This is a genomic window from Serratia sp. Tan611 (assembly GCF_905188235.1).
GTDB lineage: Bacteria > Pseudomonadota > Gammaproteobacteria > Enterobacterales > Enterobacteriaceae > Serratia_B > Serratia_B rhizosphaerae.
Genome location: NZ_LR994655.1, coordinates 4143338 through 4169203, shown reverse-complemented (window position 1 = coordinate 4169203; position 25866 = coordinate 4143338). Strand labels below are relative to the sequence as shown.

The window sequence follows — 25866 nt, the reverse complement described above, 5'->3', positions numbered from 1 at the left end:
TGTTATTCCAATAAAGTAATCTTGAATCATCCATTGGCGTGGGCGTCTGCTCACGCGCTTTTCTTTTCCCGAGCTGACTGCGGGTAACGCCTTGTGTCGGGCAGTTTGCTTCAGCGCTGCAGATACGCCGTTCTGGTTTGCCGGGCCGCGTTTAAGCGACCCGGCAATAAGCGGTATCAGATCTCTTCTACCTTAATGTCGGTGATGCTGAAATCGTTGCCGTCGCCGCTCGCCTTATGGCTGAATATTTCCAGCAGATTTTCGCCCTGTGCGGCGGTGAATTCCCCTGTGAGGGTTAACCACTCGCCTTTGTTTTTTAATGTTGTCAACGGCGTAATGTCACTGCCTGCAACACGCAGCGACAGTTCCGGGATCACTTTATAGTCGTTATCCCGGCGCGCCCGAATGCTGAAACGATAGCGCTTTCCTGGCTGCAGCTCGGTGTATTTTTTATACAGCAATACGCCGTTATGTGTTCTGCCTTTGACATTGGTGGTCGGGAAACGTATCAGGCTTTTTCCATCTTCGGTGTAAAACTCATGCTCAGGCGTTGCGGGGCCAAATTGCCAGTTATTTAACTGATTCCCTGTGAAGTCCGTTGATTCTGAGAACGGCGGGGGGACGGGGGTTGGCTCCGGGGCTGGCGGGGACGGCGGCGTTTCAACCGGTGCGGCGTGTTCATGGCACTTGCATCCGGATTTCTCCGCATTGCCTGCATTACCCGGTCCGCAGGCTTCAACCAAACCTTTCAGCACGTCCGCCAATGTATTTACCGCTTTTACAATTTCCGGCAGTTGCTCGCACAGGTTGCTGCCGTTGCCTGTCGGTTTATCGCCTTCTGACGGCGCCTTGCCTTCCAGCTTATCGGCTTCGTCTTTTTTATCCTCAATGCTCTCTTGCTGCGGGATTTTACTGGCGCAGATGGTATCTTTCAGCACCTGGGTAAAATCGGCGATGCCTTTGGTATAGATATAGTGCTCACCGCCGGTGCGCAACGCCAGGCGTTTGTATTCCTTGATATTGGCTTCTTCATCTTCCGGCGTCGGATATGGCGTGGTGGCGTGTGGGGTGCCCAGGTAAGTATGTACTTTGGCGCCGTTGTTCCGCGCGGTAGCGATGGCATCATTGCAGGCTTTGATACGCGCTGCATCCAGAATCATTTCTCCGCCTTCCAGGCTCTCATCGCCTAATACGAACACGTTCTTTTCTGCGCCGGCGCGCCAGTCAAAATGGGTGCTGATATCTTCAACCGCGCGAGCCACATCTTCCTGCGCACCGGCATTCGCTACGCTGTCCCGCTTGCGTCCTTTTAACGTATTGCCGTCTGCTCCGGCGGTTGTCGTGAGGTAGTTATGCACCGTTTTTTCAAACTTGGTGCCGGTGAATGTGCCTTCAATCCCCAAAAATTCGACCCGTAAATCAGAAGGGCAAGATTTGCGGGCTTCCTCTACGGCCTTGTCCAGCACCGCGCTCAGCGCCTTTGCCTCATCGGCCATTGAACCGCTGGTATCAATGACGATCACCAGATCGACTTTCTTACCGCTTTGCACCTGTGTATTCATCGACTGTTTCCTTTTATCCTGTTTGTTTATCATTGCTTGTTATTTTGTGTTCAAAGCATAGGCGTAGTGTGAAAGCCTCGCACTGTTATGAATAAAAAATAGTGTCGCGTCGGCGGAGTATGTCGTTTTGACGTTGACTCCGCAGGTCACCGGCGGGGTGGGTGGGTGACCGTACTATTCTTGCTGGTGGCCACCGCTATCGGCGGTCTTTTGCATGACGGCCGGCCAATCGCTCTTTCTCTACGGCGCGATAAGGCGCTATTATTTTTATCCCGGTTATTTCTCGTCATAAGGATTGCTTGCCGCTATGCCCGTGAATGTTGATCTTAACGGTCTGTATGCGTTTCGCGCGCTGGTCGAATACGGCAGCTTTCGTAGCGCCGCCGAGTCTATCTGCCTGTCCCAGTCGGCCCTGAGCCGCAGAATAGAAAAGCTGGAAGCGGCATTGGGCGCCCGGCTGTTCGAGCGCACCACCCGTCGCGTCACTCTGACGCTGTACGGGCAGACGTTTGCCGAGCGTTCCGACCAGCTGCTGGCGAATTTTGAAGAAGTGATGGCTGACGTCAGTAAAGTCAGTCAGGAGCGGACGGGGCTGGTGACGGTGGCGACGGTGCCCTCGGCGGCGTATTACTTTATGCCTGACGTGATCCGCCTGTTTCAGGCGCGATACCCGCGCGTGCGCGTAAAGCTTATCGACAGCAGCGTCGGCAACGTTATCGAAGCAGTGATGAACGGCCAGGCCGACTTCGGCATCTGTTTCTCCGGCAACCCGCTGCCGAATACGGAGTTTTTACCGCTGGTGGAAGATGCCTATGTGGCCGCCTGCCGGCGCGACAGCCTGTTGGCCACAAGGGATAGCCTCACCTGGCGCGAGTTTTATCAGCAGGAGTATGTGGGATTGGATAAAGTTTCCGGCAACCGCAACCTGCTCGATCAGGCGTTGGGGGATATAATTCCCGCGCGCCCCAGCCTGTGCGAAACCCGGCATGTGACCACCCTGCTGGGAATGGTTGAGGCGGGCATCGGCATTGCCGCCGTGCCCGCCATGTCGATGCCTCCAGCAGAGCACTCCGTGCTGATGCAGCTGCCGCTGACCGAACCGGCGGTAACGCGCACGGTCGGGCTGCTCAAACGCAGCGGACGCATACAGTCCTATGTGGCTGCGGAACTGGAACAACTGATCACTGAACGGTATCTCGCAGCTGAACGGTCTGCACGGCCGGAACAGATTTAAGCCCGGTCGCGGCAATGGTCTGCTGCGCCGTTGGTGAAGAGAGGAAATCCAGCAGCGCTTTCCCTTCCTGCCGATGCTCTGCGTGCGCCGTCACCGCGCCGGCAAAGCGGGTGATGTACTGCACGCTGTCCGGCAGTTCGCCGATAAAGGTCACGCCGGGCACCGGCAGCAGCTCGCTGACCTGCTGAAAACCGAGCGCGTATTTACCGCCTGCCACTTCGCCCGCCACCGGGACGCGCTCCACCTTATGCGCCTTATCCTTCATCTGTACTTCAATCCCCAGCGTTTTAAACAGCTGGCTGCTGACGTAACGACCGCTGGCGCTGTCGGAATAGGCCACGGAGCCGGCCTGCAACAGCGTGGCGCGCAGCGCGTCGCGGCTGCTGATATCGGGCTTCGGCTGTCCCTGTTTAACCACCACGCCAATCGGTGAATCGGCCAGCTCCACACGTGAACCCGGCTGCAGTCGGCTCTCTTTTTCCAGGTTTTTCAGCGCGTCGCCCACCATGATCACCACGTCGGTTTTTTCACCGCGCGCCAGGCGGTTAGGGATCGCCTGGGCGGATTTTCCCATCGACGGCCCGGATACCAGAATAATGTGGTTGCCGCTTTGGGTTTCATACTGCGGCGCCAGTTTTTCCAGCGCGGCCTTAAAACCGCCTGAAATCATCACGGTGACGTCTTTGGCCAGCGCGCCGCCGCTGGCGGAGGAAAGCACCAGCGCGGCGATCAGGGAAGGATAAATTTTATGCATGATGTCATTCCTGGCTGCGGGATTAATGTGAGGTTTGCAGGGTCAAGGTGCGACGGCGGTACAGATACAGCGTCGCCAGCAGGGCGCACACGGCGGCAAAGCTCATCCAGTAGCCCGGCGAGGCCTTATCCCCGGTGAATTCGATCAGCGCGGTGGATATCACCGGCGTAAAGCCGCCGAATACCGCCGTCGCCAGGCTGTAAGCCAGTGAGAAACCGGCAACCCGCACTTCCGTCGGCATAATTTCCGTCAGCGCCGGGATCATGGCGCCGTTGTACAGGCCGTAAATAAAGGACAGCCACAGCAGTACGCTCAGCATCATCGAGAAGGTGGGGGTGGCGGCCAACAGCGCCAGCGCCGGATAGGCGGTAGCCAGCGCCAGCAGCGTCATTGCCACCAGAACCGGCTTACGGCCGAAGCGGTCCGACAGGGCGCCGCCCACCGGCAGCCAGATGAAGTTTGAAATGGCGACCAGCAGCGTCACCAGCAGGCTGTCGGAGGCGCTCAGCATCAGCACTTTTTTGCCGAAGGTCGGCGCATAGACGGTAATCAGGTAAAAGGCGGTGGTGGTCATTGCCACCATCAGCATACCGGCGATAACCACCTGCCAGTTGGCGAGCAGCGTGCGGAAAACCTGCCGCATCGCCAGGTGGTTGCGGCGGGCGCTGAATTCCTCGGTTTCTTCCAGTTTGCGGCGTAAAACAAAGATAAAGGGCACGATGGCGCAGCCTAGCAGGAACGGTATGCGCCAGCCCCATTCACGGATCGCGCTCTCTTCCAGCGCCGCATTCAGGGCAAAGCCGATCGCCGCCGCCACCATGATGGCGACCTGTTGGCTGCCGGACTGCCAACTGGTGTAAAACCCCTTGCGGCCCGGCGTGGCGATTTCCGCCAGATACACCGAAACGCCGCCCAGCTCTGCGCCGGCGGAGAAGCCCTGCAGCAGACGCCCGAATAGCACCAGCAGCGGCGCCCACAGCCCGATGCTCTGATAAGACGGGATCAGCACAATCAGGAAGGTGCCGGCGGCCATGATCGACAGCGTGACGATCAGCCCCTTACGGCGGCCGACTTTATCGATGTAGGCGCCCAGCACCACCGCGCCGATGGGGCGCATCAGAAAGCCGGCGCCGAAGACGGCGAAGGTCATCATCAGCGAAGCAAATTCACTGCTGGCCGGGAAAAAGGTATGGGCGATATAGGTGGCATAAAACCCGAACAGGAAGAAATCAAACTGCTCAAGAAAGTTGCCTGAGGTTACGCGCAGTATCGCGCCGGCGCGTCCCCGGGCTGTCATGGGTGAGGTCGATGAGTGCATGGTTGTCTCCAGTTTGTCAGTGGCGCTTTTGGCTGCGCCTGCTCTGGAGACTGCAGGAACGGGGGAGAGTAAATAAGTGCAATTTACACATGGATTGATGTGTCCGGCACATCAATCGGCGGCAGCCGTAGGAAATCGATTATGTTAACAATGGGTTAATAATGGCTGACGGGTATGTCTGTTAGTAAGCAGGGTAACTGTTAGGTTGCTATTTTGTGACGGGGTTCATAGGCGGGGTGAGCGGGGGGCGACATGGGTATTACAGCATATCGGACCTGATCCTGGTCGGCGACCCCCTGCAAGATAAATCCTGCTGGTCAATGAGTTACACTTGATGTTGGCGGGTGCGGCATGTTCTGAAGCCAGCTCTCTTACGTTTCGGCCAACGTTTCCGGCTCCAGCAAAAGCGCCATAAACTCCCGGGCGATCTCGGTAAGCGGTTCACTGCGCCGGGTCAGTACGCCATATTCCTGCGGTGCCAGCCGCAGATCGGTGTTCAGCACGCTCAGCAGTCCCCCGTGCAGATGAGCGGCGGCCATGGCTTCCGGCAGCATGCCGATCATCGGGCCGCCCTGTAGTACCTGAAGGAAGGTCTGCATCGAGATGGTTTCAACGGTATTGTGCGGCGTGGCAACGCCGGCCGCCGCAAAGGCCTCCTCCATCTGGCGACGAATCGGCGTCCCCTGAGGATAGAGGATCCACGGCCACGCCAGGAGTTCTCCCAGGCTGTAGCGCCGATCCTGCCCGGCCAGCGGATGGCGGCGATTCACCACCAGGCAGAACGGTTCCGGCCCCATCGGGCGGAAGTCGAACAGCTGTTGCTGTTGAGGCTCGGTAAAACGACCAATAGCCAGGTCCAGGGTGCGTGCCTTTAGCATTTCCATCAGATGATCGCTGGTCTGTTCCACCACTTCAATCGCCAGCAGCGGCCAGCGCTTTTTGATACTGATGATGGCCTGGGGCAGCGCCACCGCCGTGGCGGCGAAGATCCCTCCCACCCGCAGGTGTCCGTGGCCACCGGCCCGCAGACTGTCGATGCGCGCCACAAATCCCCGTGCATCGTTGAGCGCAATCTGCGCGTAGCGCACCACCTCGCCGCCCAGCGCCGTGGGCGGCATACTGCGCGGCAGGCGCTCAAACAGCGGGAAACCGAACTGGTTCTCGATCTCCCTGAGCATTTTACTGAGCGCGGGCTGGCTCAGGCTCATCTGTTCGGCCGCCAGATGCATATTCCCGGTACGACCAAGAGTATCTATCAACAACAGATGGCGGAACTTTAGCCAGTGACAGAAGCTGGTAAACGACATATCAGACATAGTGCGCCCTTGAATAACCGATAACCCCTGGTTATCGATGACTGAATGAATGCCATTGGAGTTTATCTCTCCCGCCGCATAACGTAACGGCAACAACAATGAGGAGAAACTCCCATGACCATCGCTCTGAATCCTGCAAACACCCTGCCCGAAGACGGAACCCGCGGCTGCCTGATCGGCCGCGCCTGGGTTCCCGGCCCCTGTCCCGGTCCTTCGCCGGTAGTTATTCGCGGCGACGACGTCTTCGATATTTCGCAACAGGCTGCCACCGTCGCCGGACTTCTGGAACTGGAAAACCCCGGGGATGTGATACGCCAGACAAAGGGACGCCATATCGGCTCACTTTGTGAGCTGCTGGCCAACGGCGGCGATGCGCCGGACCCTGCACGCCCGTACCTGCTATCCCCCATCGACCTGCAGGTGATTAAGGCCGCCGGGGTCACCTTCGTCGACAGCATGCTGGAGCGGGTGATCGAGGAGCAGGCCGCCGGCGACGGTGAACTGGCCAGCGGCCTGCGGGCCCGTATCTACGATCTCACAGGCCCGGATCTGCGGGCGGTCAAACCCGGCTCCGAACGGGCCGCCGCCCTGAAGCAGTTGCTGATTGAACGCGGCCTGTGGTCCCAGTATCTGGAAGTCGGCATTGGCCCCGACGCCGAGATCTTTACCAAGGCGCCGGTGCTGGCCAGCGTCGGCAGCGGCGCCGCCATCGGCATTCATCCCCATTCCAGCTGGAATAACCCGGAGCCGGAAGTGGTGCTGCTGGTTAACAGTCGCGGCCGGATTCAGGGGGCGACGCTGGGCAACGACGTCAACCTGCGTGACTTCGAAGGGCGCAGCGCGCTGCTGCTCAGCAAAGCCAAGGACAATAATGCCTCCTGCGCCATCGGCCCCTTTATTCGCCTGTTCGATGACAGCTTTACCCTGGATCACGTACGCAACTGCGAGGTGGAACTGACGGTTCAGGGCGAAGAGGGTTTCCAGCTTCACGGACTGAGCGCCATGAGCGCCATTAGCCGCGATCCTGAAGAGCTGGTCAGGCAGACCCTGAACGCCAACCACCAGTATCCCGACGGCTTTGCGCTGTTCCTGGGCACGCTGTTCGCTCCCACCCAGGACCGGGATCGCCCCGGCGCCGGTTTTACCCACCGGCCCGGCGATATCGTCACTATCGGCACGCCGATGCTGGGCGCTTTGCGCAATCGGGTCACCACCAGCGACCAGGCACCGCCCTGGACCTTCGGTCTGCGCGCGCTGTTCGACAATCTGAGCCGGCGCCGCCTGCTGTAACGCCCGCCATCCTGAAATCACGCTGTAAGGCAATCCCACTGAAGGAGCATGCTATGCGTGTACAGAATCACTCTTCTACGCCCGATCCGCGCCAGCTGCGGCGGGCAATCTTCACCGGCGCCGTTGGTAGCGCGCTGGAGTATTACGATTTTGCCATTTACGGGCTGGCGTCGGCGCTGGTCTTCGGCCATATTTTCTTCCCCTCGCTGGGGGTTACCGGTGCGCTGTTGGCAAGCTTCGCCACCTATGGCGCCGGGTTCCTGGCCCGGCCTTTCGGCGGCCTGTTTTTCGGTTCGCTGGGCGATCGCAAAGGCCGCAAACTGGTCTTGCTGATCACCATCGGGCTGATGGGGGTCGCCACCACGCTGATCGGCCTGCTGCCCGCCGGGCCGCTGGGCGCCGTGCTGCTGGTTGCCCTGCGGCTGCTTCAGGGCTTCGGCGCCGGCGCTGAACAGTCCGGCGCCGCCACCCTGATGGCGGAGCTGGCGCCTCCGAAACGCCGCGGCTGGTATGCGGCACTGCCCTTTATCGGCGTTTTTTCCGGGCTGGCGCTGGCGACCATCACCTTTCGGGTTATGCAGTTGTTGCTGAGCGAACAGCAGATCCTGAGCTGGGGCTGGCGCATTCCTTTCCTGCTGAGCGTGGTGTTGATCGCCGTCGCTATCTGGGTGCGCTTAAGGCTGAAAGAAAGCCCGGTGTTTAAGACCCTGGAAACCCAGCAGCAGGTGATTAAGACGCCGATGCGGGCGGTCATGCGCGACGCGCGACGTCCGCTGGCCGCCACCATTCTGATGCGCATGGCGGAAACCGGCAGCTCCACCCTGTACGCCACGGTGTCCATCGCCTTTCTGACCGGCTACGCCGCCACCCAGGCCCAGCAGAGCGCCGCCTTCGCGCAGATCGGCACCAATGCCGTACTGCTGGCCAGCGTGGCGAGCGTCATCACCACGCCGCTGTTCGGCGCCCTGTCGGACCGCGTGGGGCGGTTGCGGGTTTACCGCGCCGGGGCGCTGTTCTGCATGATCTGGGCCTTCCCGGCCTGGATGATGATCGCCAGCGGCAATCCCTGGCTTATCACTCTGGCGATCGTCGGCGGTTTTGCCATCGGCGCCAACAGCATGCTCGGCGCTCAGTGCGCCCACTTCACCGAGCTATTCGGCAACCGCTACCGTTATTCCGGCGTGGCGCTTTCCCGCGAGGTCGGCGCGCTGCTTTCCGGCGGACTGGCGCCGCTACTCGGGATCTGGCTCACAGGACTGGCCGACGGCGCCCCCTGGGTGCTGGCCGCATACACTATTGTTCTGGGGGGCATTACGCTCGCCGGTAGCTGGCTTTCCGTGGAAACCCGCGGCCGCGATCTGACACTGATTCAGGATGCCGTCGGCCGGTCACCCCATCATCGCGCCCCGGGCGCCATACTAATAAGAGAGAAAAATCATGAAGGATAAACCGGTACCCAAACTGCGCAGCCAGCGCTGGTTCGACGATCCTGAACACGCCGATATGACGGCGCTGTACGTCGAACGCTATATGAACTACGGACTGACCCGCGAGGAGCTGCAATCCGGGCGTCCGATTATCGGCATCGCTCAGACCGGCAGCGATCTGACCCCCTGCAACCGCCACCACCAGGCGCTGGCGGAACGGGTGAAGGCCGGCATTCGCGATGCCGGCGGCATTCCGATGGAATTTCCGGTTCACCCCATCGCCGAGCAGAGCCGCCGTCCCACCGCGGCGCTGGATCGTAACCTGGCCTATCTGGGGCTGGTGGAGATCCTGCACGGCTATCCTTTGGATGGCGTGGTGCTGACCACCGGCTGCGATAAAACCACGCCTGCCTGCCTGATGGCGGCCGCCACCACCGATCTGCCTGCCATCGTACTGTCCGGCGGGCCGATGCTTGACGGCCACTATAAAGGGGAGCTGATTGGTTCCGGCACGGTGATTTGGCATGCACGCAACCTGCTGGCCACCGGCGAAATCGACTACGAAGGCTTCATGGAGCTGACTACCGCTTCTTCGCCGTCCATCGGCCACTGCAACACGATGGGGACCGCGCTATCGATGAACGCGCTGGCCGAAGCGCTCGGCATGTCGCTGCCGGGCTGCGCCAGCATTCCGGCTCCTTATCGCGAGCGCGGGCAGATGGCCTATCGCACCGGCAAACACATCTGCCAAATGGTGTGGGACGATCTGCGTCCGTCGAAGATTCTGACCAAAGCGGCGTTTGAAAACGCCATTACCGTTGCCTCGGCGCTGGGGGCATCCAGCAACTGTCCGCCGCACCTGATCGCCATCGCCCGCCATGCTGGTGTTGCGCTGACTCTGGATGACTGGCAGCGGGTGGGCGAAGCGGTGCCGCTGCTGGTGGACTGCATGCCTGCCGGACGCTATCTGGGGGAGGGCTTCCACCGCGCCGGCGGGGTTCCGGCGGTGCTGCATGAATTGCAGAAAGCCGGTCGCCTCAACGAATCCTGCCTGACGGTCAGCGGCAAAGCCATTGGCGACATTGCCCGCGAGTCCGGCAACCACAATGCGGATGTGATTCACGACTGGGAAAATCCGCTTAAACACCGGGCGGGCTTCATTGTGCTGAGCGGCAACTTCTTCGACAGCGCGATTATGAAGATGTCGGTGGTAGGTGACGAATTCCGTAAAACGTGGCTCAGCGAACCCGGTGCGGAAAACTGCTTCGAGGCGCGGGCCATCGTGTTCGATGGCCCGGAGGATTACCACGCGCGGATTAACGATCCCGAACTGGCGATTGACGCCCGCTCGATTCTGGTGATCCGCGGCGCTGGTACCGTCGGCTATCCCGGCAGCGCTGAAGTGGTCAATATGGCGCCGCCGACGGCGCTGCTGAAACAGGGGGTAACCTCGCTGCCCTGTCTGGGGGACGGACGCCAGAGCGGCACCTCCGCCAGCCCGTCGATCCTCAATATGTCGCCGGAAGCCGCCGTCGGCGGCGGGCTGGCGCTGCTGCAAACCAACGATCGTCTGCGGGTGGATCTTAACCAGCGCCGGGTCGATCTGCTGATTGACGATAGCGAAATGGAACGCCGTCGGGCGGCCTTTACGCCCACGCATCCGCCTTCTCAGACGCCATGGCAGGAAATTTACCGCAGCATGGTCGGCCAGCTTTCCACCGGCGGCTGCCTGGAGCCGGCGACCCTCTATTTGCGGGTGGTTAATGACGACAACTTACCCCGACATTCACACTAACGAGATGAGCATCAGGTCATGAAGATTACCGGATACAACTTTATCGGCAGCGAACGCAGTGCCCAGGGAGATACCGTACTGGAAAGCCTGGACGCCGTCAGCGGCGAAGCGCTGCCGTGGCGTTTTTATCAGGCCACCGAACAGGAGGCTGTCGCCGCCTGCGAGGCGGCCCGTCGCGCCTTTAGCGTTTATAGCCGCCTGGCGCCGGAACATCGGGCCCGGTTTCTGGATGCCATTGCCGATGAGCTGGATACGCTGGACGACGAGTTTCTGGCCCTTGCCAGCCGGGAGACGGCGTTGCCCGTGGCCCGGTTGCGCGGTGAACGCGGGCGCACCAGCGGCCAGATGCGGCTGTTTGCCAGCGTACTGCGGCGCGGCGACTGTCTGGGAGCCCGTATCGATACGGCGTTGCCGGATCGGCAGCCGTTGCCGCGCCCCGATCTGCGCCAGGCGCGGCTTGGCGTGGGGCCGGTGGCCGTGTTTGGCGCCAGCAACTTCCCGCTGGCGTTCTCTACCGCCGGCGGCGATACCGCGGCCGCGCTGGCGGCGGGCTGCCCGGTGGTGTTTAAGGCCCACACCGGCCATATGGCAACGGCGGAATGCGTTGCCGACGTCATCCTCCGCGCCGCGCGCCAGACCGGCATGCCCGCAGGCGTGTTCAGCATGATTTACGGCACCACCATCGGCGAAGTGTTGGTCAGACACCCGTTGATTCAGGCGGTGGGGTTTACCGGCTCGTTGCGCGGCGGACGGGCCATTTTCGATATGGCGGCCAGCCGTCCGCAGCCGATTCCGGTATTTGCCGAAATGAGCAGCATCAACCCCATCATTCTGCTGCCGGAAGCCCTGCGCCGCCGTGGGCCGCAGATCGCCCGCGAGCTGGCGGATTCCGTGGTGCTGGGCTGCGGCCAGTTCTGCACGAACCCGGGGCTGATTATCGGCGCGGCAGGGGCGGAATATAGCGAGTTTCTGCTGGCGCTGCGTGATGAAATGGCCAGCCGCCCGGCGCAGGTGATGTTGAATGCCGGGATCCTGCAGCACTATCGTCAGGGGCTTACCCGGCTGAGCCGGCATCCGCAGGTTGAAACGCTGACCGGCGAAGCGCGTGACGATAATCAGGCTGCTCCCTGGCTGTTTAAGGCCGATGCCGCCTTGCTGGCCAGCGGTGATGAGCTGTTGCAGGAAGAGGTGTTCGGCCCGGCGACCGTGGCGGTGGAGGCCGGCAGCGCACGGGAGTTATTGCAGGCGCTACAGGGAATGCACGGCCAGCTCACCGCGACGCTCATCGCCGAGCCGGACGATCTGCGCGACTGCCGCGAGCTGGTGAATCTGCTGGAAGAGAAGGCGGGGCGTCTGCTGCTGAACGGTTATCCCACCGGCGTGGAGGTGTGCGACGCCATGGTGCACGGCGGCCCCTGGCCTGCCACGTCGGACGCCCGCGGCACCTCGGTGGGCACCCTGGCTATCGATCGCTTCCTGCGCCCGGTCTGTTATCAGGATTATCCCCAGGCGCTGCTGCCGGATGCCCTGAAGGATGAAAACCCGCTGGGGATTAACCGACTGGTGAATGGCGTAACCACCCGCGAACCGCTGCGTTAAACGACGAGGCCGTTGCTTTAAAATGCCGCCCGACGGCGCCACAGCACCACCAGCCCTACCAGCAACCACAGCGCCCCGGCCGCCAGCGCCGGGGTGTGAATATGGAACAGCACCGGCGTCAGCACCGCGATCCCCAGCAACGGCACCAGCCCGCAGGCCAGCAGCGCGCGCAGGCTGCGCAGGCGGCGCTTCACCAGAAACAGGCCGATTACCGAACAGTGCAGCAGAATAAAGCCGCAGATCGCCCCCACATCCACAAACGAGACCAGCTGCGACAGCCCGTTGTCGACGCTGGCGGCGACTACCGCCAGCACGGTGTTGACCGCGGCGGCGGCCAGCAGCGCGGTCACCGGCAGCCCGCTGCGTTTGCCGACCTGGCTGAGGGAACCCGGCAGCGCGCCGCTACGCCCCATACTGAACAGCAGCCGCCCCGCAGCCGCCTGGCCCACCATGGCGGAAAAGGCCGCCCCCAGCGCTTTCACAAAGGCCAGCGCATCGCCCAGCCACGGAGAGATAGTGTCGCCGACAATCACATAATAGGCTTTACCCTGAAGCTCAGGCTGTTGCGCAAGCGTCTGACTGTCCCAGGGACTGAGCAGCGCCCCGAGCCAGGTCTGAGCGACAAACAGTGCTCCCGCCAGAATCAGGCACCACAGGGTCGCCCGACCGGGCTGATTGCGGGAGCCTTGGTTTTCTTCAGCAAACGTGGAGATGGCGTCGAAGCCCAGGTAAGAGAGCACGGCCACGGAGACGCCGGTCAGTACGGCACCGCTGCTGATGCCTTCCGTTCCCAGAAAGGGCGCCAGCAGCGGCCGGTTAAATCCCTGCTGCCACAGCACCCATAGCCCGCCGGCCAGAATCAGCGCCAGTACGATCAGCTCGGCGATCAACACCGTCATGGTGACCCGTCGGGTTTTATGCAGCCCGGTCAGATTCAGGGCCGTGGTTGCCACGACTGCCAGCAGCGTCCAGGCCCAGACCGGCACCGCAGGCACCAGCGCGTTTAACGAAATACCGCTAAACAGATAGGCCACCGCCGGAATAAACAGATAATCCAACAGAATGATCCAGCCGGCGATAAAACCCACTCGAGGGGTAATTCCTTCCCGGGTATAGGCATACACCGCCCCGGCGTTGGGCACCGCCCGCGACATCAGCGCATAGGACCAGGCGGTAAAGCCCATAACCACGGTGGCAATCACATAAACCAGTGGCACCACTCCGCCGCTGGTGGCGTCCAGCGTGCCAAACAATCCTACCGGCGCCGCCGGGCCAATAAACAGCAATCCCATAATCACTAAGTCGCGCATCCGCAAAGAACGAACCAGTGCCATCCCCATCACCTTTGATTGTTATTATCTGAACCGACGTCGCGCCGGGTGGAAGGGAAATCATAGACTATTTTGATCTGGGTTTTCCCCGATTCGGGGGGCGATGTGTGTCATGGTTCGGATGTCCTCAGAGATGGAATGGGATCCGCAGGGGAAGGGGGCCGGCGTCACGATTTATGGTCGTATACGCCGGGCGAACCGGCGTGCGGTGCTGACAGTGTGGTAACCACTACCACCGTTTGTCAGCCAAATCCGCCGGAGCTTCTGCATCGAACCTCGCCTTTTTCTCACGTAACGCACTCCTCCGTTACAGAAGGAGTGCGTTCGCGCGTGTGCGGTAATAATCAGAGCGACTTAATATGACACTGGGGGAATACTTCCAACAGCATTCCCAGGGCGGGATATCAAAAAGTGCATGGAACTAAAGCGGGCCTATTTACACATAGATTTATCACGACAGATAATATCACGCTAGAATCATTCAATGGCAGCGTGCGACAGGAGTACCTGAACGAGGACTGGTTCATGTCTCTGGGTAATGTGCGGTGTAAAATTGGGTCCTAGCACATGCACTATAACTAGAATCGTCCTTATTCAAATAGAAACCACCCCTTATGGGGTGGTTTTGCTTATCTTATACTTAGCTGTATGAAAGAGGAGATCAGGCCCCCCATTCCTTCTCGTAATGGTACTCGATTCGGCTAGCATCTCCACCCAGTAGCGAACCAACACCAGCCACCGTTTTAAAAGCCGCATACCCTAAAGAGTCGGCCAAATTGTGGATGCCCCCAAGTCCTACAGCATTGAATGCCTGGCCAACCGAAGAGATCGTTCTAGTATTAAGAGCGTCATTACTAATTTTCACTGCATCAATTATGACATCCCCCGCAAAGCCTACTGCATCTGAAATAATTCCTGCCCCAGATACGATCTCAACTTCACTAGCGGTTAGTTCTTTCATGAAATTCATTTCCTTTTTATTGAGTTAAACTTACGTAGTTTCAATTACGCTTGGTTCTTCAGTGTTACAACACTCTCAGTATTTTCTTGATACTATAAAATATAGGTGATTTCCAATAGGACTTATCGAATATTTCATGTAATAGCACTTAATGATTGGTTTTATGTATTTTTAGGGAGGAATCTTATTTGTTGTAAAGTATCCTTTATGTTTCATTGGGTTGCATGTTTTTATAAGCCAACTAATCATTAATTATAAAATTCTTTTTGACTATCTCTAAATAAAGATATTAATGTATGCCTACAGGATGTAAGTGAATTAAGAAAGGTTGCTTATGGAGATGGAGCAGGAAGGTCTTTTCAGGAGAGAAGCCGTTTCACATAATCGCTCTAAATGGACAGGTAAAGCACTGTTAATTGCGGGGATGCCGATGTGGGTCACTGCCGCTATTTCTCTGTTTTTTATCTCTGTATTAGTCCTTTTTGTCACATATGGAACTTATACTCGTCGTATAAGTGTTGGGGGCGAAGTTACTACGCTCCCAAGGACGGTGAGTATATTCGCTACCCAGCAAGGATTCATAGCTCGGCGCTTCGTTACTGTTGGAGAACAAGTAAAAAAAGGGCAGCATCTTTATCAAATTGATGTCAGTAGAGTCACAGACTCTGGTACTGTCAGTACAAATACTCGACAAGCTATTGAAAACCAGCTCGCTCAGGTAGATAACATTATTACTAAACTGGAACAGAATAAGAAGACTACCTTGGACAATCTACGGTCACAGATTGAACAATATAAATTGTCGCATGAGCAGTCAAAAAAAATGGTTGAGAATTCACGTGATGGCGTTAATTTTATGCGTGAAACGATGAAAAACTATAGCGAATACCGTAATAAAGGGCTGATTAATAGAGACCAACTTAACAGCCAAGTTTACCTATATTATCAGCAGCAAAGCACGTTCCAAAGTCTTTATAGTCAAAGTATTCAGGAAGCATTGCAAATAACAAACTTGAATAGCGATCTAGTCACGAGAGCATCCGACTTTGATAATCAAATATCACAATACCAATTTCAAAAAAATGATCTTCTGCGCCAACTCTCTGAGGCTGAGGCGAGTGGTTCGATCATTGTCAATGCTCCTACTGATGGTAGAGTTGAATCCTTAAGCGTCACTCCCGGTCAAATGGTTAATGCCGGAGATAGCTTGACGCAATTAATCCCCAGCGACCATGCTATATACTATTTAGTTTTATGGTTGCCAAACAGTAGCGTGCCATACGTCAACAGCGGCGATAATATTAATATTCGTTATGATGCATTTCCGTTTGAAAAGTTTGGCCAGTTTCCTGGGGTAATAGATAACGTAGCATATGTTCCAGCTTCCAACCAAGAAATGTCAACCTACAGCAGTTCGCCTATGCGCCAAAGTGGTGAGATTGTCGAATCATATTACAAAGTGCTAGTTGCCATAGATAACACTCGATTTGGTTATCAAGGGAAAGTATTAAATCTTTCAAGTGGAATGAAAGCGCAAGCAACGCTTTTCTTGGAAAAAAGGCCAATATATCAATGGATGTTTGCACCTTTTTATGACATGAAAAATAGTGTGTCGGGGCCAATTCGTGAAAAAAACCTATGAAAAAATTGTTAGCAAACTGAATTTAGCTATTAGACGAAATGTACCTCAGATATTACAAACTGAGGCTGCTGAGTGTGGTTTAGCCAGTTTAGCCATGGTGTGCGGTTATTATGGTATGCATATCGATCTTTTTAACTTACGCCAAAAATATGATATTTCCTCTCGAGGGGCAACCTTGGGAGCATTGATTACTATCGCTGAAAACTTAAACTTAAAAACGCGCGCTCTCTCGTTGAACTTGAATGAAATACGGCAGGTGAAAACCCCTTGCATCTTGCATTGGGATATGAACCATTTTGTGGTGCTGGTTAACATTCGAGGAGGACGGATTACGTTGCACGATCCAGCCTTTGGGCGACGCGTCATTGGTATGCAGGAGCTCTCCCTACATTTTACCGGAATTGCTTTAGAAGTCTGGCCAAGCAGCGATTTTAGTCCGGTAGTTCAACAAAGCCGGTTACATTTTCGTAAGTTATTAAAAAATGTTACTGGCCTTAAAAGTGCCTTAGGTAAAATATTTGCTTTGTCGTTGGTCATTGAGGCCATAAACCTGCTAATGCCGGTTGGTACCCAATTGGTTATGGACCACGTTATCCAGGCTGGTGACCATAATTTATTAGTGGTTATCTGTGTTGGTCTACTTTTTTTTATCTTGTTTCGCACCTTTGTCTCCATGCTTCGTTCATGGGTCTCTATAGTTATGGGTGCGCTCATAGATATACAGTGGAAGGCGGGACTTTTTGACCATTTAATGAGGTTACCTCTTGCTTATTTTGAAAAGCGTAAGCTTGGTGATATTCAGTCGCGTTTTGGCTCATTAGACGCGATCCGTACTACATTCACCACAAGTATTGTTTCTAGCATTATTGATGGAATCATGTCGGTTGGTGTTTTCATTATGATGTATATGTATGGCGGCTGGCTTGTTTGGGTTGTCACTGGTTTTACGTTACTTTATATATTACTTCGGCTTTCTACCTATCGATACTATCGCCAGGCTTCTGAAGAGCAACTCGTCAAAGCGGCTAAAGCTAATTCACATTTTATGGAGACCCTGTACAGCATTGCCACGCTGAAATCTTTGGGGTTGGCGGCTACACGTTCGCAGTTCTGGTTGAATCTGAACATTGATACCACAAATGCCAATATCAGTGTAACCAAGCTAGACATGATGTTCGGTGGAGTAAATGCATTTTTGGCCGCATGCGACCAAATTATCATTTTATGGTTAGGTGCTTCATTAGTTATAGATAATCAGATGACGCTTGGGATGTTTGTTGCATTCAATGCCTATCGAGGTCAATTCTCTGATCGAGCATCTAACCTCATAGATATGGTACTACGGTTACGCATGTTGAACCTGCATAATGAAAGGGTCGCTGATATCGTTCTTTCACTACCGGAAGAAGATAAGCCCTATCGGAAAATCTGTGCGCCTAACGAAGCCGTGACTTTTGAAGCGCGCGATCTTTATTATCAATACGACAGCTTATCGCGACCGATAATACAAGACCTTAGTTTACATATCGCGGCAGGTGAAAGCGTAGCTATCGTAGGTCCTTCTGGCGTGGGAAAAACAACGCTGATGAAACTCATGTGCGGACTATTAGAACCCACAGGGGGGCGTTTGCTGGTTAACGGTCTTAACATCAAGGATGTTGGTATAAATAATTACCGCGAATGCATAGCCTGTGTACTACAAGAGGATAAGCTATTTGCTGGATCAATTGCGGAAAATATATGTGGATTTGATCCGAAGCCAGATCAAGATTTGATTGTAGAGTGCACTAAGCATTGTAATATTCATGACGACATAATAAAAATGCCTATGGGATATGAAACACTTGTAGGCGAGCTAGGTGGTAGCCTTTCTGGAGGGCAGAAGCAGAGGGTTTTAATTGCACGAGCCTTATATAGGAGACCAAGTATTCTCTTTATGGATGAGGCAACAAGCCACTTAGACCTTATCAATGAAAACTATATAAATAATGCAATATCCTCATTGAACATAACTCGGGTGATAGTTGCTCACCGACCGTCAACAATATCATCTGCCGATAGAATAATAACGTTGGAACCGTCAAAACAAGATGGTTTTTAATGTAGTAGTATTGTGATTTCATATTTATTTTATATGAAATTTGCAATGTCGCTATTGAATGTTTCAAATGCGACGTATATACCTAACTGTGGGTTTTGACCCATAAATAAGGTTTTTATTTTTAGGTTTTTAATAACAGAGATGGAGATATACTATGAGAGAATTAAACTCTAGCGAAGTTCAACAGGTAAATGGCGCGACTTTTGGCCTGGGGTTATCGATTATTGGCTCGGTTATTAGTAGTTGGGGAAATGCTTGGGGCCACATGTGGGGAGGCTGTACTCCTCAACCTCCAGTATGTAAGCCAGAGCCTCCAGTATGTAAGCCAGAGCCTCCAGTATGTAAACCAGAACCTCCGGTATGCAATCTGAAGCCTAACTAAATAGATACAAGTCGGTAAGTGAAACATCCAAGACTTCGCCCCAGCTAAGGGCGAAGTCTTGGAAAATGCTTACCACTAATTTATATATTTACTAGAAATTAAATATCATTAACATGTAAAATCAGATGGTAAATATATTACTGTCTGAAAACGTTATAGGAAATATTTTTCGAAACAAGATTAGTATAAATACTATCAGGGAAGAAAGGTTTCTGTTCAAATTTATACAAGGAGATCTTATGGTCGACTCGAAAAATGTGGTCTTGCAACTTATTGATATAATTGAAACTAACTTTGAAAAAGATCTCTCGATGGATAAGCTCTCAGAATTGTCTGGTTATTCTAAGTGGCACTTACAAAGATTGTTTCAACAACATGTTCAAATGAACGTAGGTTCATATATAAGGTATAGGAGGTTGAGTAAGGCTGCAATCATGCTTAAGCAAAACAAATGCACCGTATCTGAACTTGCCGAGAAGGTAGGGTTTAGCTCTCATCAATCCTTCACGCGTTCATTTCAACAGTTCTTAGGAGAAAATCCACACAAGTTTAGGATGAACCCTGTATGGGATTTTTCAAAACTATTACCACCATTTTTAGAGAATTATACCTTAACATACAAATATATATCGATTCCGAATGACTCTGCTGCTGTTAATGCATACTCATTTTTCTTATGCCAATCATTAGATAAAGAAAGATTAAGAAGAAAGAAATATGGTAAGTGTAAATTAATTTCTTTAGAACGGTTATATAAAATGAAAAGTCAGCATAGACAGGCTACGAAAAAATCAACAGAGCCAACTATTAAATGCTTCAGTCGGGTTACTGATTTTTCTTTCCCACATGGTCATTATCTTCTGATCTCTTTCTGCGGAGTGTTAGAGGAGTTTTGTGATTTTTTTAAACATTTGTATGAATTACACTTGCCAAGAATAGGAGCTAAGGTAAACGATAGCTTTATTATTGAACTATATAGAGAAAGTTCGAGTTCGACTAGAGAGTTAGATATTGGAATTTTAATCTCTATCGAGAGTGATTCGGATAAATATGGGTAAATATATTAAGCCTTTCACTATTTAATGGAAGTGACAATATTATATATTTAATATCTTTCTTATTATTGGGTTATATCATTCCGTTATTATTTTTTAGCATGCATGAAATGCATGTTAAATGCGGTTCCCACTGAACTTTGGTGGTCGTGTTATTTAATTAACTTACTATGGGTGTTTATTATGGAAAATAGTACATTAAAAGATTTCCCGCTTGATTTCTTTTACAGCGATATAACGAACTGGTCGAAGGAGATATCAGGGAGTCATATTCTTACCTGTGTGCCAGAGAATGAAACAGAGCTACTGGCTGCTATCAATTGGGCATACGCAAATAATTACTGTGCCAGGCCTGTAGGGATGAAGCATAATTGGTCTCCTTTGACCATTGCCAATGGGAACAATAATGGAAATGTTTTACTTATTGATTTAAGCAGTAAAATCAATAAAGTAACAATAGAGAAAGATGGCGAAAATGGATATGTGACAGCTCAAACAGGCGTGTCCATGCAGGAGTTATTAACCTTACTGGAAAAAAATAAATTAGGTTTTTATGCCACTCCAGCACCTGGAGATCTGACTTTAGGAGGAGTTCTCGCTATTGGCGGTCATGGGACATGCATTTCTGCCGATGGTGAGACACCTTCTGAGTTTGGTAATTATGGATCTGTTAGCAATAGCATTTGTGCTCTCAATGCTATTGTGTGGAATTCGGAAAGCACTCAGTATGAACTTCATGAGTTTAAACGTGATGACCCAGATATTTCTGCATTTCTGGTTCACGTGGGCCGAGCATTTATCTATGAAGTTACGTTGCAAGTCCCCCGTAATCGCCGCCTACGTTGTCAGAGTTTTGTTAATATTCCAGCTACAGAGCTATTTTCTATAGAAGGCTCGAGCCAACGTACCTTTAGCCATTTTCTGGACCAGTGTGGCCGAGCTGAGGCTATCTGGTTCCCTTTTACTAAAAATCCTTGGCTAAAAATTTGGACGATAGAGGATAAGTATCCGAGTGTATCAAAACCTACCAATGGACCTTTTAATTATCCATTCTCAGATAATCTACCTGTTCAGATCTCCGATATTATAAAAAAAATTAATAACGGTTTTCCAGAGCTTACGCCAACGTTAGGTCAGACACAGATGGAATTAGTGAGCATTGGTTTGGGCGCGACGATTTCAACGGATCTTTGGGGTTGGAGTAAAGATCTTCTATTGTATGTAAAACCTACAACTTTGCGGGTTACGGCAAATGGTTATGCAATCATTACCAAGAGAAGCAACATTCAGAAGGTCCTGCATGAATTTGTCGAAAAGTACGAAAGTATGGTGGATGAATACAAAAATGTAAATTCGTTCCCAATGAACGGGCCGATTGAAATTCGTGTAACGGGCTTAGATAGGCCACAGCAGAGTGTCGTCGCAAATGCGGTAGCACCTGATCTATCTCCTGTAGCACCAGTGGAGGGTAAACCTGATTGGGATACGGCAATTTGGTTAGACATTTTGACCATGCCGGATACGCCAGATGCCAATAAATTTTATAGTGAGATGGAGAAGTGGATTTACAGCCATTACAGCGGTGATTATGCGACTGTTCGCGTAGAGTGGAGTAAAGGATGGGGCTATACGGAAAGTTCGGCTTGGGCTGATAAACAAGTTATAAGCCAAGATGTGCCCAATAGCTTTGGTGCGAACTCAGCAGAAAATGATCGCTGGCAACATGCGCATGACATATTACGTAAATATGACCCGCATTATGTTTTCTCTTCACCGTTGCTTGATATGTTATTTGAAAAGTAAAACTGACTTGATGACTGATATGTATAGATTGTCGGTCATCTTATTTAAATAGTATCAAACTGATATCTGCTGTAAATGCTACTAATAAATAAAATCCGGCATAAGTTGGATGCCGGATTTTATTATAAACTATCATTTATTAATGTTGTTAAGTCTATTGCCTGCTGATGATGTAAGTATCCCACATAATCACACTATTCATATTTAGAAAACTTATGGCATATCAACCTGACAATGGAGGCGCTCGCTATGCGTAAACCCATTTTACTGGGCCTCAGATCATCACTGTGATTAAATCGATGGAGGCCGGATGAACCTGTGAAAAATCTCTGCCATGAGGCAGTCATCCCTGAAGCCATCTATGACAACTGGTAATATCAAGCCGGGAAGACTGACACAGAATGCCTGCATCGAAAGATTTAACCAAACTTACCGCACGGAAGGACCCGACTTCTGGATGGATAGCTTGTGCTCCAGAAAGCAAAAAACCCGCCATAGGCGGGTTTTTCTGAATATGGTGCCCGGACTCGGAATCGAACCAAGGACACGGGGATTTTCAATCCCCTGCTCTACCGACTGAGCTATCCGGGCAACGGGGCGCATTAAACCGTAAAGGCCGGGTGTCGTCAACGGCTTTCTGCCACAAAGCGTTTGGTTGCTCCCTTTTTAGTCAATCCACATCACCCCGGCAGGGCATCTGCAGGCTCCGCCACGTCTATCGTTCCCGCTTCCTTTTTCTGTTTCCGTGGGTTTCCCGCCGCTGCCGCCGCTTGCCGGTTTTAACCAAAATTTAACCATTAATCATGCGTTTCCCGTTGACCAATGGCTTTTTTGTGCTCAATGTCACTTTAATAACATTGAGTGTCTGATATGTTCATAAAATAACATTTTTATATGTATGACTATGCGTCCTGACAGGGCGACATACAATTTTCCGGGGAAGAAATATGAAGTATCTCATTGGTATATCAAGCATTTTGGTTATTTATGCTTTGGCGGTGTTGGTGAGTAATAACCGTAAAAATATTCGCTACCGACCGCTGGGTGTGATGTTATTGTGCCAATTTGTTATGGCATTGTTACTGCTGAAAACGGACGCCGGCAATACCGGCATCGCCGCCGTGGCCGGAGTATTTGGCCATCTGTTGGCCTACGCCAATGAAGGCGTCAACTTTGTGTTCGGCGGCCTGCTGAATAAAGGAGAGATCTCGTTCTTCCTGTCGGTATTGCTGCCTATCGTGTTTATTTCCGCGCTGATCGGCATTTTGCAGCACTGGCGTATTCTGGGCTTTATCATCAAGTACATCGGTCTCGGGCTCAGCAAAATCAACGGCATGGGGCGTCTGGAGTCCTATAACGCGGTGGCCTCGGCGATCCTCGGCCAGTCTGAAGTGTTTATCTCGGTAAAAAAACAGCTCGGCCTGCTGCCGGAGCATCGCCTGTATACGCTGTGCACCTCGGCGATGTCGACGGTCTCGATGTCGATTATCGGCGCCTATATGGTGATGCTGGAGCCGCGCTACGTGGTGACGGCGTTAGTTCTGAACCTGTTCGGCGGTTTTATCATGGCGTCGTTGATCAACCCTTATCAGGTGAACCCGCAGGAAGATCTGCTGGACGTCAGCGAAGGGGAGAAACAGAGCTTTTTTGAAGTGCTGAGCGAGTACATCCTCGACGGCTTTAAAGTGGCGGTGATCGTCGGCGCGATGCTGATCGGCTTTATCGCGTTAATCGCCATGGCCAACGCCATCTTCACCGCGCTGTTCGGCATCTCTTTCCAGGATATTCTCGGCTACCTGTTCTCGCCGCTGGCGTTCCTGATCGGCGTACCGTGGCATGAAGCCGTGCAGGCCGGCAGCCTGATGGCGACCAAAATCGTCAGTAACGAATTTGTCGCGATGCTGAACTTCTCACAGGGCGACTTTAATTTCTCCGAGCGTACCGTGGCGATCATCTCCGTCTTTATGGTGTCGTTCGCCAACTTCTCCTCCATCGGCATTATCGTCGGCGCGATCAAGGCGCTGGACAGCAAGCAGGGGAACAGCGCGGCGCGCTTTGGTCTGAAATTGCTGTACGGCTCAACGCTGGTCAGCTTCTTGAATGCGACGGTGGTGGGGCTGCTGTTTTAACCCGGCCACATCGGGGCAGTTTGGCCGCCGGGCGGCCAATTTTCAACACACAGGGAAAGTAGCATGAAACTATTAAAATCAGTCAGTAAAGTGACGTTATTAGCAGTGATGATATCCGGTGTCTGCCACGCCGCCACGGTGAATCTGCGGGTGATGGAAACCACCGATATGCACGGCAATATGATGGATTACGACTACTACAAGGATCGCGCAACGGCTCAGCATGGCCTGGTGCGCGCCGCCACGCTGATCGATGCGGCGCGTGCGGAAGTAGACAACAGCGTGCTGGTGGATAACGGCGACGTGATTCAGGGCAGTCCGATGGCCGACTATGCCGCAGCGCACCTGAAAAAAGGCGACGTGCACCCGGTTTATCAGGCGATGAACCGTCTGGACTACGCGGTAGGCAGCGTCGGCAACCACGAGTTCAACTACGGGCTGGACTACCTGCAGCTGGCGCTGAGCGGCGCCAAATTCCCTTACATCAACGCCAACGTCTACCATGCCGACGGTGAGAAACCGTACTTCAAACAGTATCTGATCGTCGATACGCCGGTGAAGGACAGCGAAGGCAAAACGCATAACCTGCGCATCGGCTATATCGGCTTTGTGCCGCCGCAGATCGCTCTGTGGGATCGGGGGCATCTGGAAGGCAAGGTGGTGGTGAAAGACATCACCGAAACGGCTAAGAAACTGGTGCCGCAGATGCGTAAAGAGGGTGCCGACGTGGTGATCGCCATTGCCCACTCCGGCATCTCCGCCGATCCGTACAAAGCGCTGGCGGAAAACTCGACCTACTACCTGTCTCAGGTGCCGGGCATTAACGCCATCGCCTTCGGCCACTCCCACGGAGTCTTCCCGAGCGCCAGTTTCGCTTCACTGCCGGGCGTGGATATCGCCAAGGGCACGGTAAACGGCGTGCCGGCCGTGATGCCGGGGCGTTGGGCCGATCACCTGGGGGTGATCGATCTGGTCATTGAAGGTGAAGAGGGCAAATGGCAGGTCACCTCCGGCAAGGCCGAGGCGCGCCCTATCTATGACAGCAAGGCGGGCAAGTCGCTGGTGGATGCGAAGCCGGAACTGGTCGAGGCGCTGAAAAATGCCCATGACAGCACGCGTGAATACGTCAACAAGCCGATCGGCAAGCTGGCTGCCGGCATCGACTCTTATCTGGCCCTGGTGCAGGATACGGCGGCGATGCAGGTGATCCGCGATGCGCAGCGAGCCTATGTGGAACGTATGATTCAGGGCGATCCGGATCTGGCCGATCTGCCGGTGCTGACCGCCGCCGCGCCGTTTAAAGTCGGCGGCCGCAAAAACGCGCCGGATGACTTCGTCGATATTGCCAAGGGCGATCTGAGCTTCCGCAACGCGGCGCAGCTGTATCAATACGCCAACACCCTCGCCGCCGTGCGCGTGAAGGGCAAGGACGTGAAACAGTGGCTGGAGTGTTCGGCGGGGATGTACAACCAGATCGACCCGAACAGCGAAGCGCCGCAGTCGCTGCTGAACTGGGACGGTTTCCGCGCCTACAACTTCGATATGTTCGACGCGCTCAGCTATCAGATCGATGTGACCCAGCCGGCGCGTTATGACGTCGACTGCAACCTGATCAACCCGCAGGCGCAGCGTATTGCCTCGGTTACCTATCAGGGCAAACCGCTGGATGACAACGCTGAATTCCTGGTGGCGGTGAACAACTATCGCGCCTTTACCGGCAAGTTCGCCGGCACCGGGGAAAAGAACGTAGTGATCAATGCGCCGGATGAAGTGCGTTCGATCATCGCCGACTATATCAATACGCAAACCCAGCAGCATGGCCAGTACGCGCCGGCGGCGAAGAACGGCTGGAGCATTGCGCCGATCGCGTCGGAGAAAAAGCTGGATATCCGCATGGAAACCTCGCCTGATGAGCATGCCGCGCAGCTTATCAGGCAGTCAGCGCAGCATCCGATGACTTACGTCGGCAAAGACGACATCGGCTTTGCGATTTATAAGATCGATCTGCAAAGTCCCTCCGCTAATAAAAAATAATTCTGTAGTAACGGAATAAATAATACGCGGGCTTTATCGGTTCAGGTAAAGCCCGCAAACGCGCACCATCAACCGAGGGCGCGAGCCCTCTTTATAACGTTAACTTCAATACCTGGGCGAAATAGAAAACGGA

The 25866-nt window shown here is 53.6% G+C and carries 18 protein-coding genes and 1 tRNA gene; 12 read left to right on the top strand and 7 right to left on the bottom strand.

Going from position 1 to position 25866, the window contains the following annotated elements; genetic code table 11:
* Positions 1-176 precede the first annotated feature (176 nt).
* Complete coding sequence (locus TAN611_RS19620) at positions 177-1562, bottom strand: carbohydrate binding domain-containing protein (RefSeq protein ID WP_203066906.1); 1386 nt, start codon at positions 1560-1562, stop codon at positions 177-179.
* Between the two features lie 307 nt (positions 1563-1869).
* On the opposite strand from TAN611_RS19620, the gene TAN611_RS19615 reads away from it, so the two are divergent.
* Positions 1870-2796, top strand: coding sequence for a LysR family transcriptional regulator (locus tag TAN611_RS19615; protein WP_203066905.1), 927 nt, complete (start codon positions 1870-1872; stop codon positions 2794-2796).
* Here the strand turns inward: TAN611_RS19615 and TAN611_RS19610 are convergent.
* The 3 genes from TAN611_RS19610 to TAN611_RS19600 all read right to left on the bottom strand — a co-directional run bounded on the left by TAN611_RS19610 (position 2744) and on the right by TAN611_RS19600 (position 6184).
* Positions 2744-3550 carry a substrate-binding domain-containing protein gene (locus TAN611_RS19610; RefSeq protein WP_105232529.1) on the bottom strand — a complete coding sequence of 269 codons (807 nt, stop codon included), beginning with the start codon at positions 3548-3550 and terminating at the stop codon, positions 2744-2746. The genes TAN611_RS19615 and TAN611_RS19610 overlap by 53 nt on opposite strands.
* 22 nt (positions 3551-3572) lie before the next feature.
* Complete coding sequence (locus TAN611_RS19605; protein WP_105232528.1) at positions 3573-4868, bottom strand: MFS transporter; 1296 nt, start codon at positions 4866-4868, stop codon at positions 3573-3575.
* A 371-nt stretch (positions 4869-5239) separates the two neighbouring features.
* Positions 5240-6184 (bottom strand): LysR family transcriptional regulator, encoded by a 945-nt coding sequence (locus TAN611_RS19600; protein ID WP_105232527.1) that lies wholly within the window; start codon positions 6182-6184, stop codon positions 5240-5242.
* 114 nt (positions 6185-6298) lie between these two features.
* Between TAN611_RS19600 and TAN611_RS19595 the strand changes: the two genes are divergently transcribed.
* The 4 genes from TAN611_RS19595 to TAN611_RS19580 are packed head-to-tail and all read left to right on the top strand — an operon-like array spanning position 6299 to position 12295.
* Entirely contained in the window at positions 6299-7474 is a 1176-nt protein-coding gene (locus tag TAN611_RS19595) for a fumarylacetoacetate hydrolase family protein (protein ID WP_105232526.1), read from the top strand.
* A gap of 53 nt (positions 7475-7527) precedes the next feature.
* Positions 7528-8922: an MFS transporter gene (locus TAN611_RS19590; RefSeq protein WP_203066904.1), complete on the top strand. Its 1395-nt coding sequence runs from the start codon at positions 7528-7530 to the stop codon at positions 8920-8922.
* On the top strand, positions 8912-10696 hold the full coding sequence (locus TAN611_RS19585; RefSeq protein WP_105232524.1) for an IlvD/Edd family dehydratase: 1785 nt from the start codon (positions 8912-8914) through the stop codon (positions 10694-10696). The genes TAN611_RS19590 and TAN611_RS19585 overlap by 11 nt, the downstream gene beginning before the upstream one ends.
* 18 nt (positions 10697-10714) lie before the next feature.
* Positions 10715-12295, top strand: a complete 1581-nt coding sequence (locus TAN611_RS19580) for an aldehyde dehydrogenase (NADP(+)) (protein ID WP_203066903.1) — start codon at positions 10715-10717, stop codon at positions 12293-12295.
* A 17-nt stretch (positions 12296-12312) separates the two neighbouring features.
* Here TAN611_RS19580 and TAN611_RS19575 read toward each other — a convergent pair whose 3' ends face one another.
* Positions 12313-13629, bottom strand: coding sequence for an APC family permease (locus TAN611_RS19575; RefSeq protein ID WP_203066902.1), 1317 nt, complete (start codon positions 13627-13629; stop codon positions 12313-12315).
* A gap of 408 nt (positions 13630-14037) precedes the next feature.
* Between TAN611_RS19575 and TAN611_RS23740 the strand changes: the two genes are divergently transcribed.
* Positions 14038-14190 (top strand): integrase core domain-containing protein, encoded by a 153-nt coding sequence (locus TAN611_RS23740; protein WP_203066901.1) that lies wholly within the window; start codon positions 14038-14040, stop codon positions 14188-14190.
* A gap of 97 nt (positions 14191-14287) precedes the next feature.
* Here the strand turns inward: TAN611_RS23740 and TAN611_RS19565 are convergent, their stop codons facing one another.
* A complete protein-coding gene (locus TAN611_RS19565; RefSeq protein WP_203066900.1) occupies positions 14288-14587 on the bottom strand; it encodes a hypothetical protein in 300 nt (99 codons plus the stop codon).
* A 340-nt stretch (positions 14588-14927) separates the two neighbouring features.
* Here TAN611_RS19565 and TAN611_RS19560 point away from each other — a divergent pair, with 340 nt between their 5' ends.
* The 4 genes from TAN611_RS19560 (at position 14928) to TAN611_RS19545 (ending at position 21570) form a co-directional block, all read left to right on the top strand.
* Positions 14928-16229: an HlyD family secretion protein gene (locus tag TAN611_RS19560; protein ID WP_203066899.1), complete on the top strand. Its 1302-nt coding sequence runs from the start codon at positions 14928-14930 to the stop codon at positions 16227-16229.
* A complete protein-coding gene (locus tag TAN611_RS19555; RefSeq protein ID WP_203066898.1) occupies positions 16213-18330 on the top strand; it encodes a peptidase domain-containing ABC transporter in 2118 nt (705 codons plus the stop codon). The genes TAN611_RS19560 and TAN611_RS19555 overlap by 17 nt, the downstream gene beginning before the upstream one ends.
* 621 nt (positions 18331-18951) lie before the next feature.
* The gene (locus tag TAN611_RS19550) at positions 18952-19770 is read left to right on the top strand and encodes a helix-turn-helix domain-containing protein (protein WP_203066897.1); all 819 of its coding nucleotides are present in this window, start codon (positions 18952-18954) and stop codon (positions 19768-19770) included.
* Between the two features lie 180 nt (positions 19771-19950).
* Positions 19951-21570, top strand: coding sequence for a cholesterol oxidase substrate-binding domain-containing protein (locus tag TAN611_RS19545; RefSeq protein WP_203066896.1), 1620 nt, complete (start codon positions 19951-19953; stop codon positions 21568-21570).
* Between the two features lie 515 nt (positions 21571-22085).
* On the opposite strand, the gene TAN611_RS19540 is transcribed toward TAN611_RS19545, so the two are convergent.
* A tRNA-Phe gene (locus TAN611_RS19540) sits at positions 22086-22161 on the bottom strand.
* Between the two features lie 356 nt (positions 22162-22517).
* Here TAN611_RS19540 and TAN611_RS19535 point away from each other — a divergent pair.
* Positions 22518-23699 carry a NupC/NupG family nucleoside CNT transporter gene (locus TAN611_RS19535; protein WP_105232520.1) on the top strand — a complete coding sequence of 394 codons (1182 nt, stop codon included), beginning with the start codon at positions 22518-22520 and terminating at the stop codon, positions 23697-23699.
* A 63-nt stretch (positions 23700-23762) separates the two neighbouring features.
* On the top strand, positions 23763-25733 hold the full coding sequence (locus TAN611_RS19530; protein WP_111736481.1) for a bifunctional 2',3'-cyclic-nucleotide 2'-phosphodiesterase/3'-nucleotidase: 1971 nt from the start codon (positions 23763-23765) through the stop codon (positions 25731-25733).
* Positions 25734-25866: the final 133 nt, after the last annotated feature.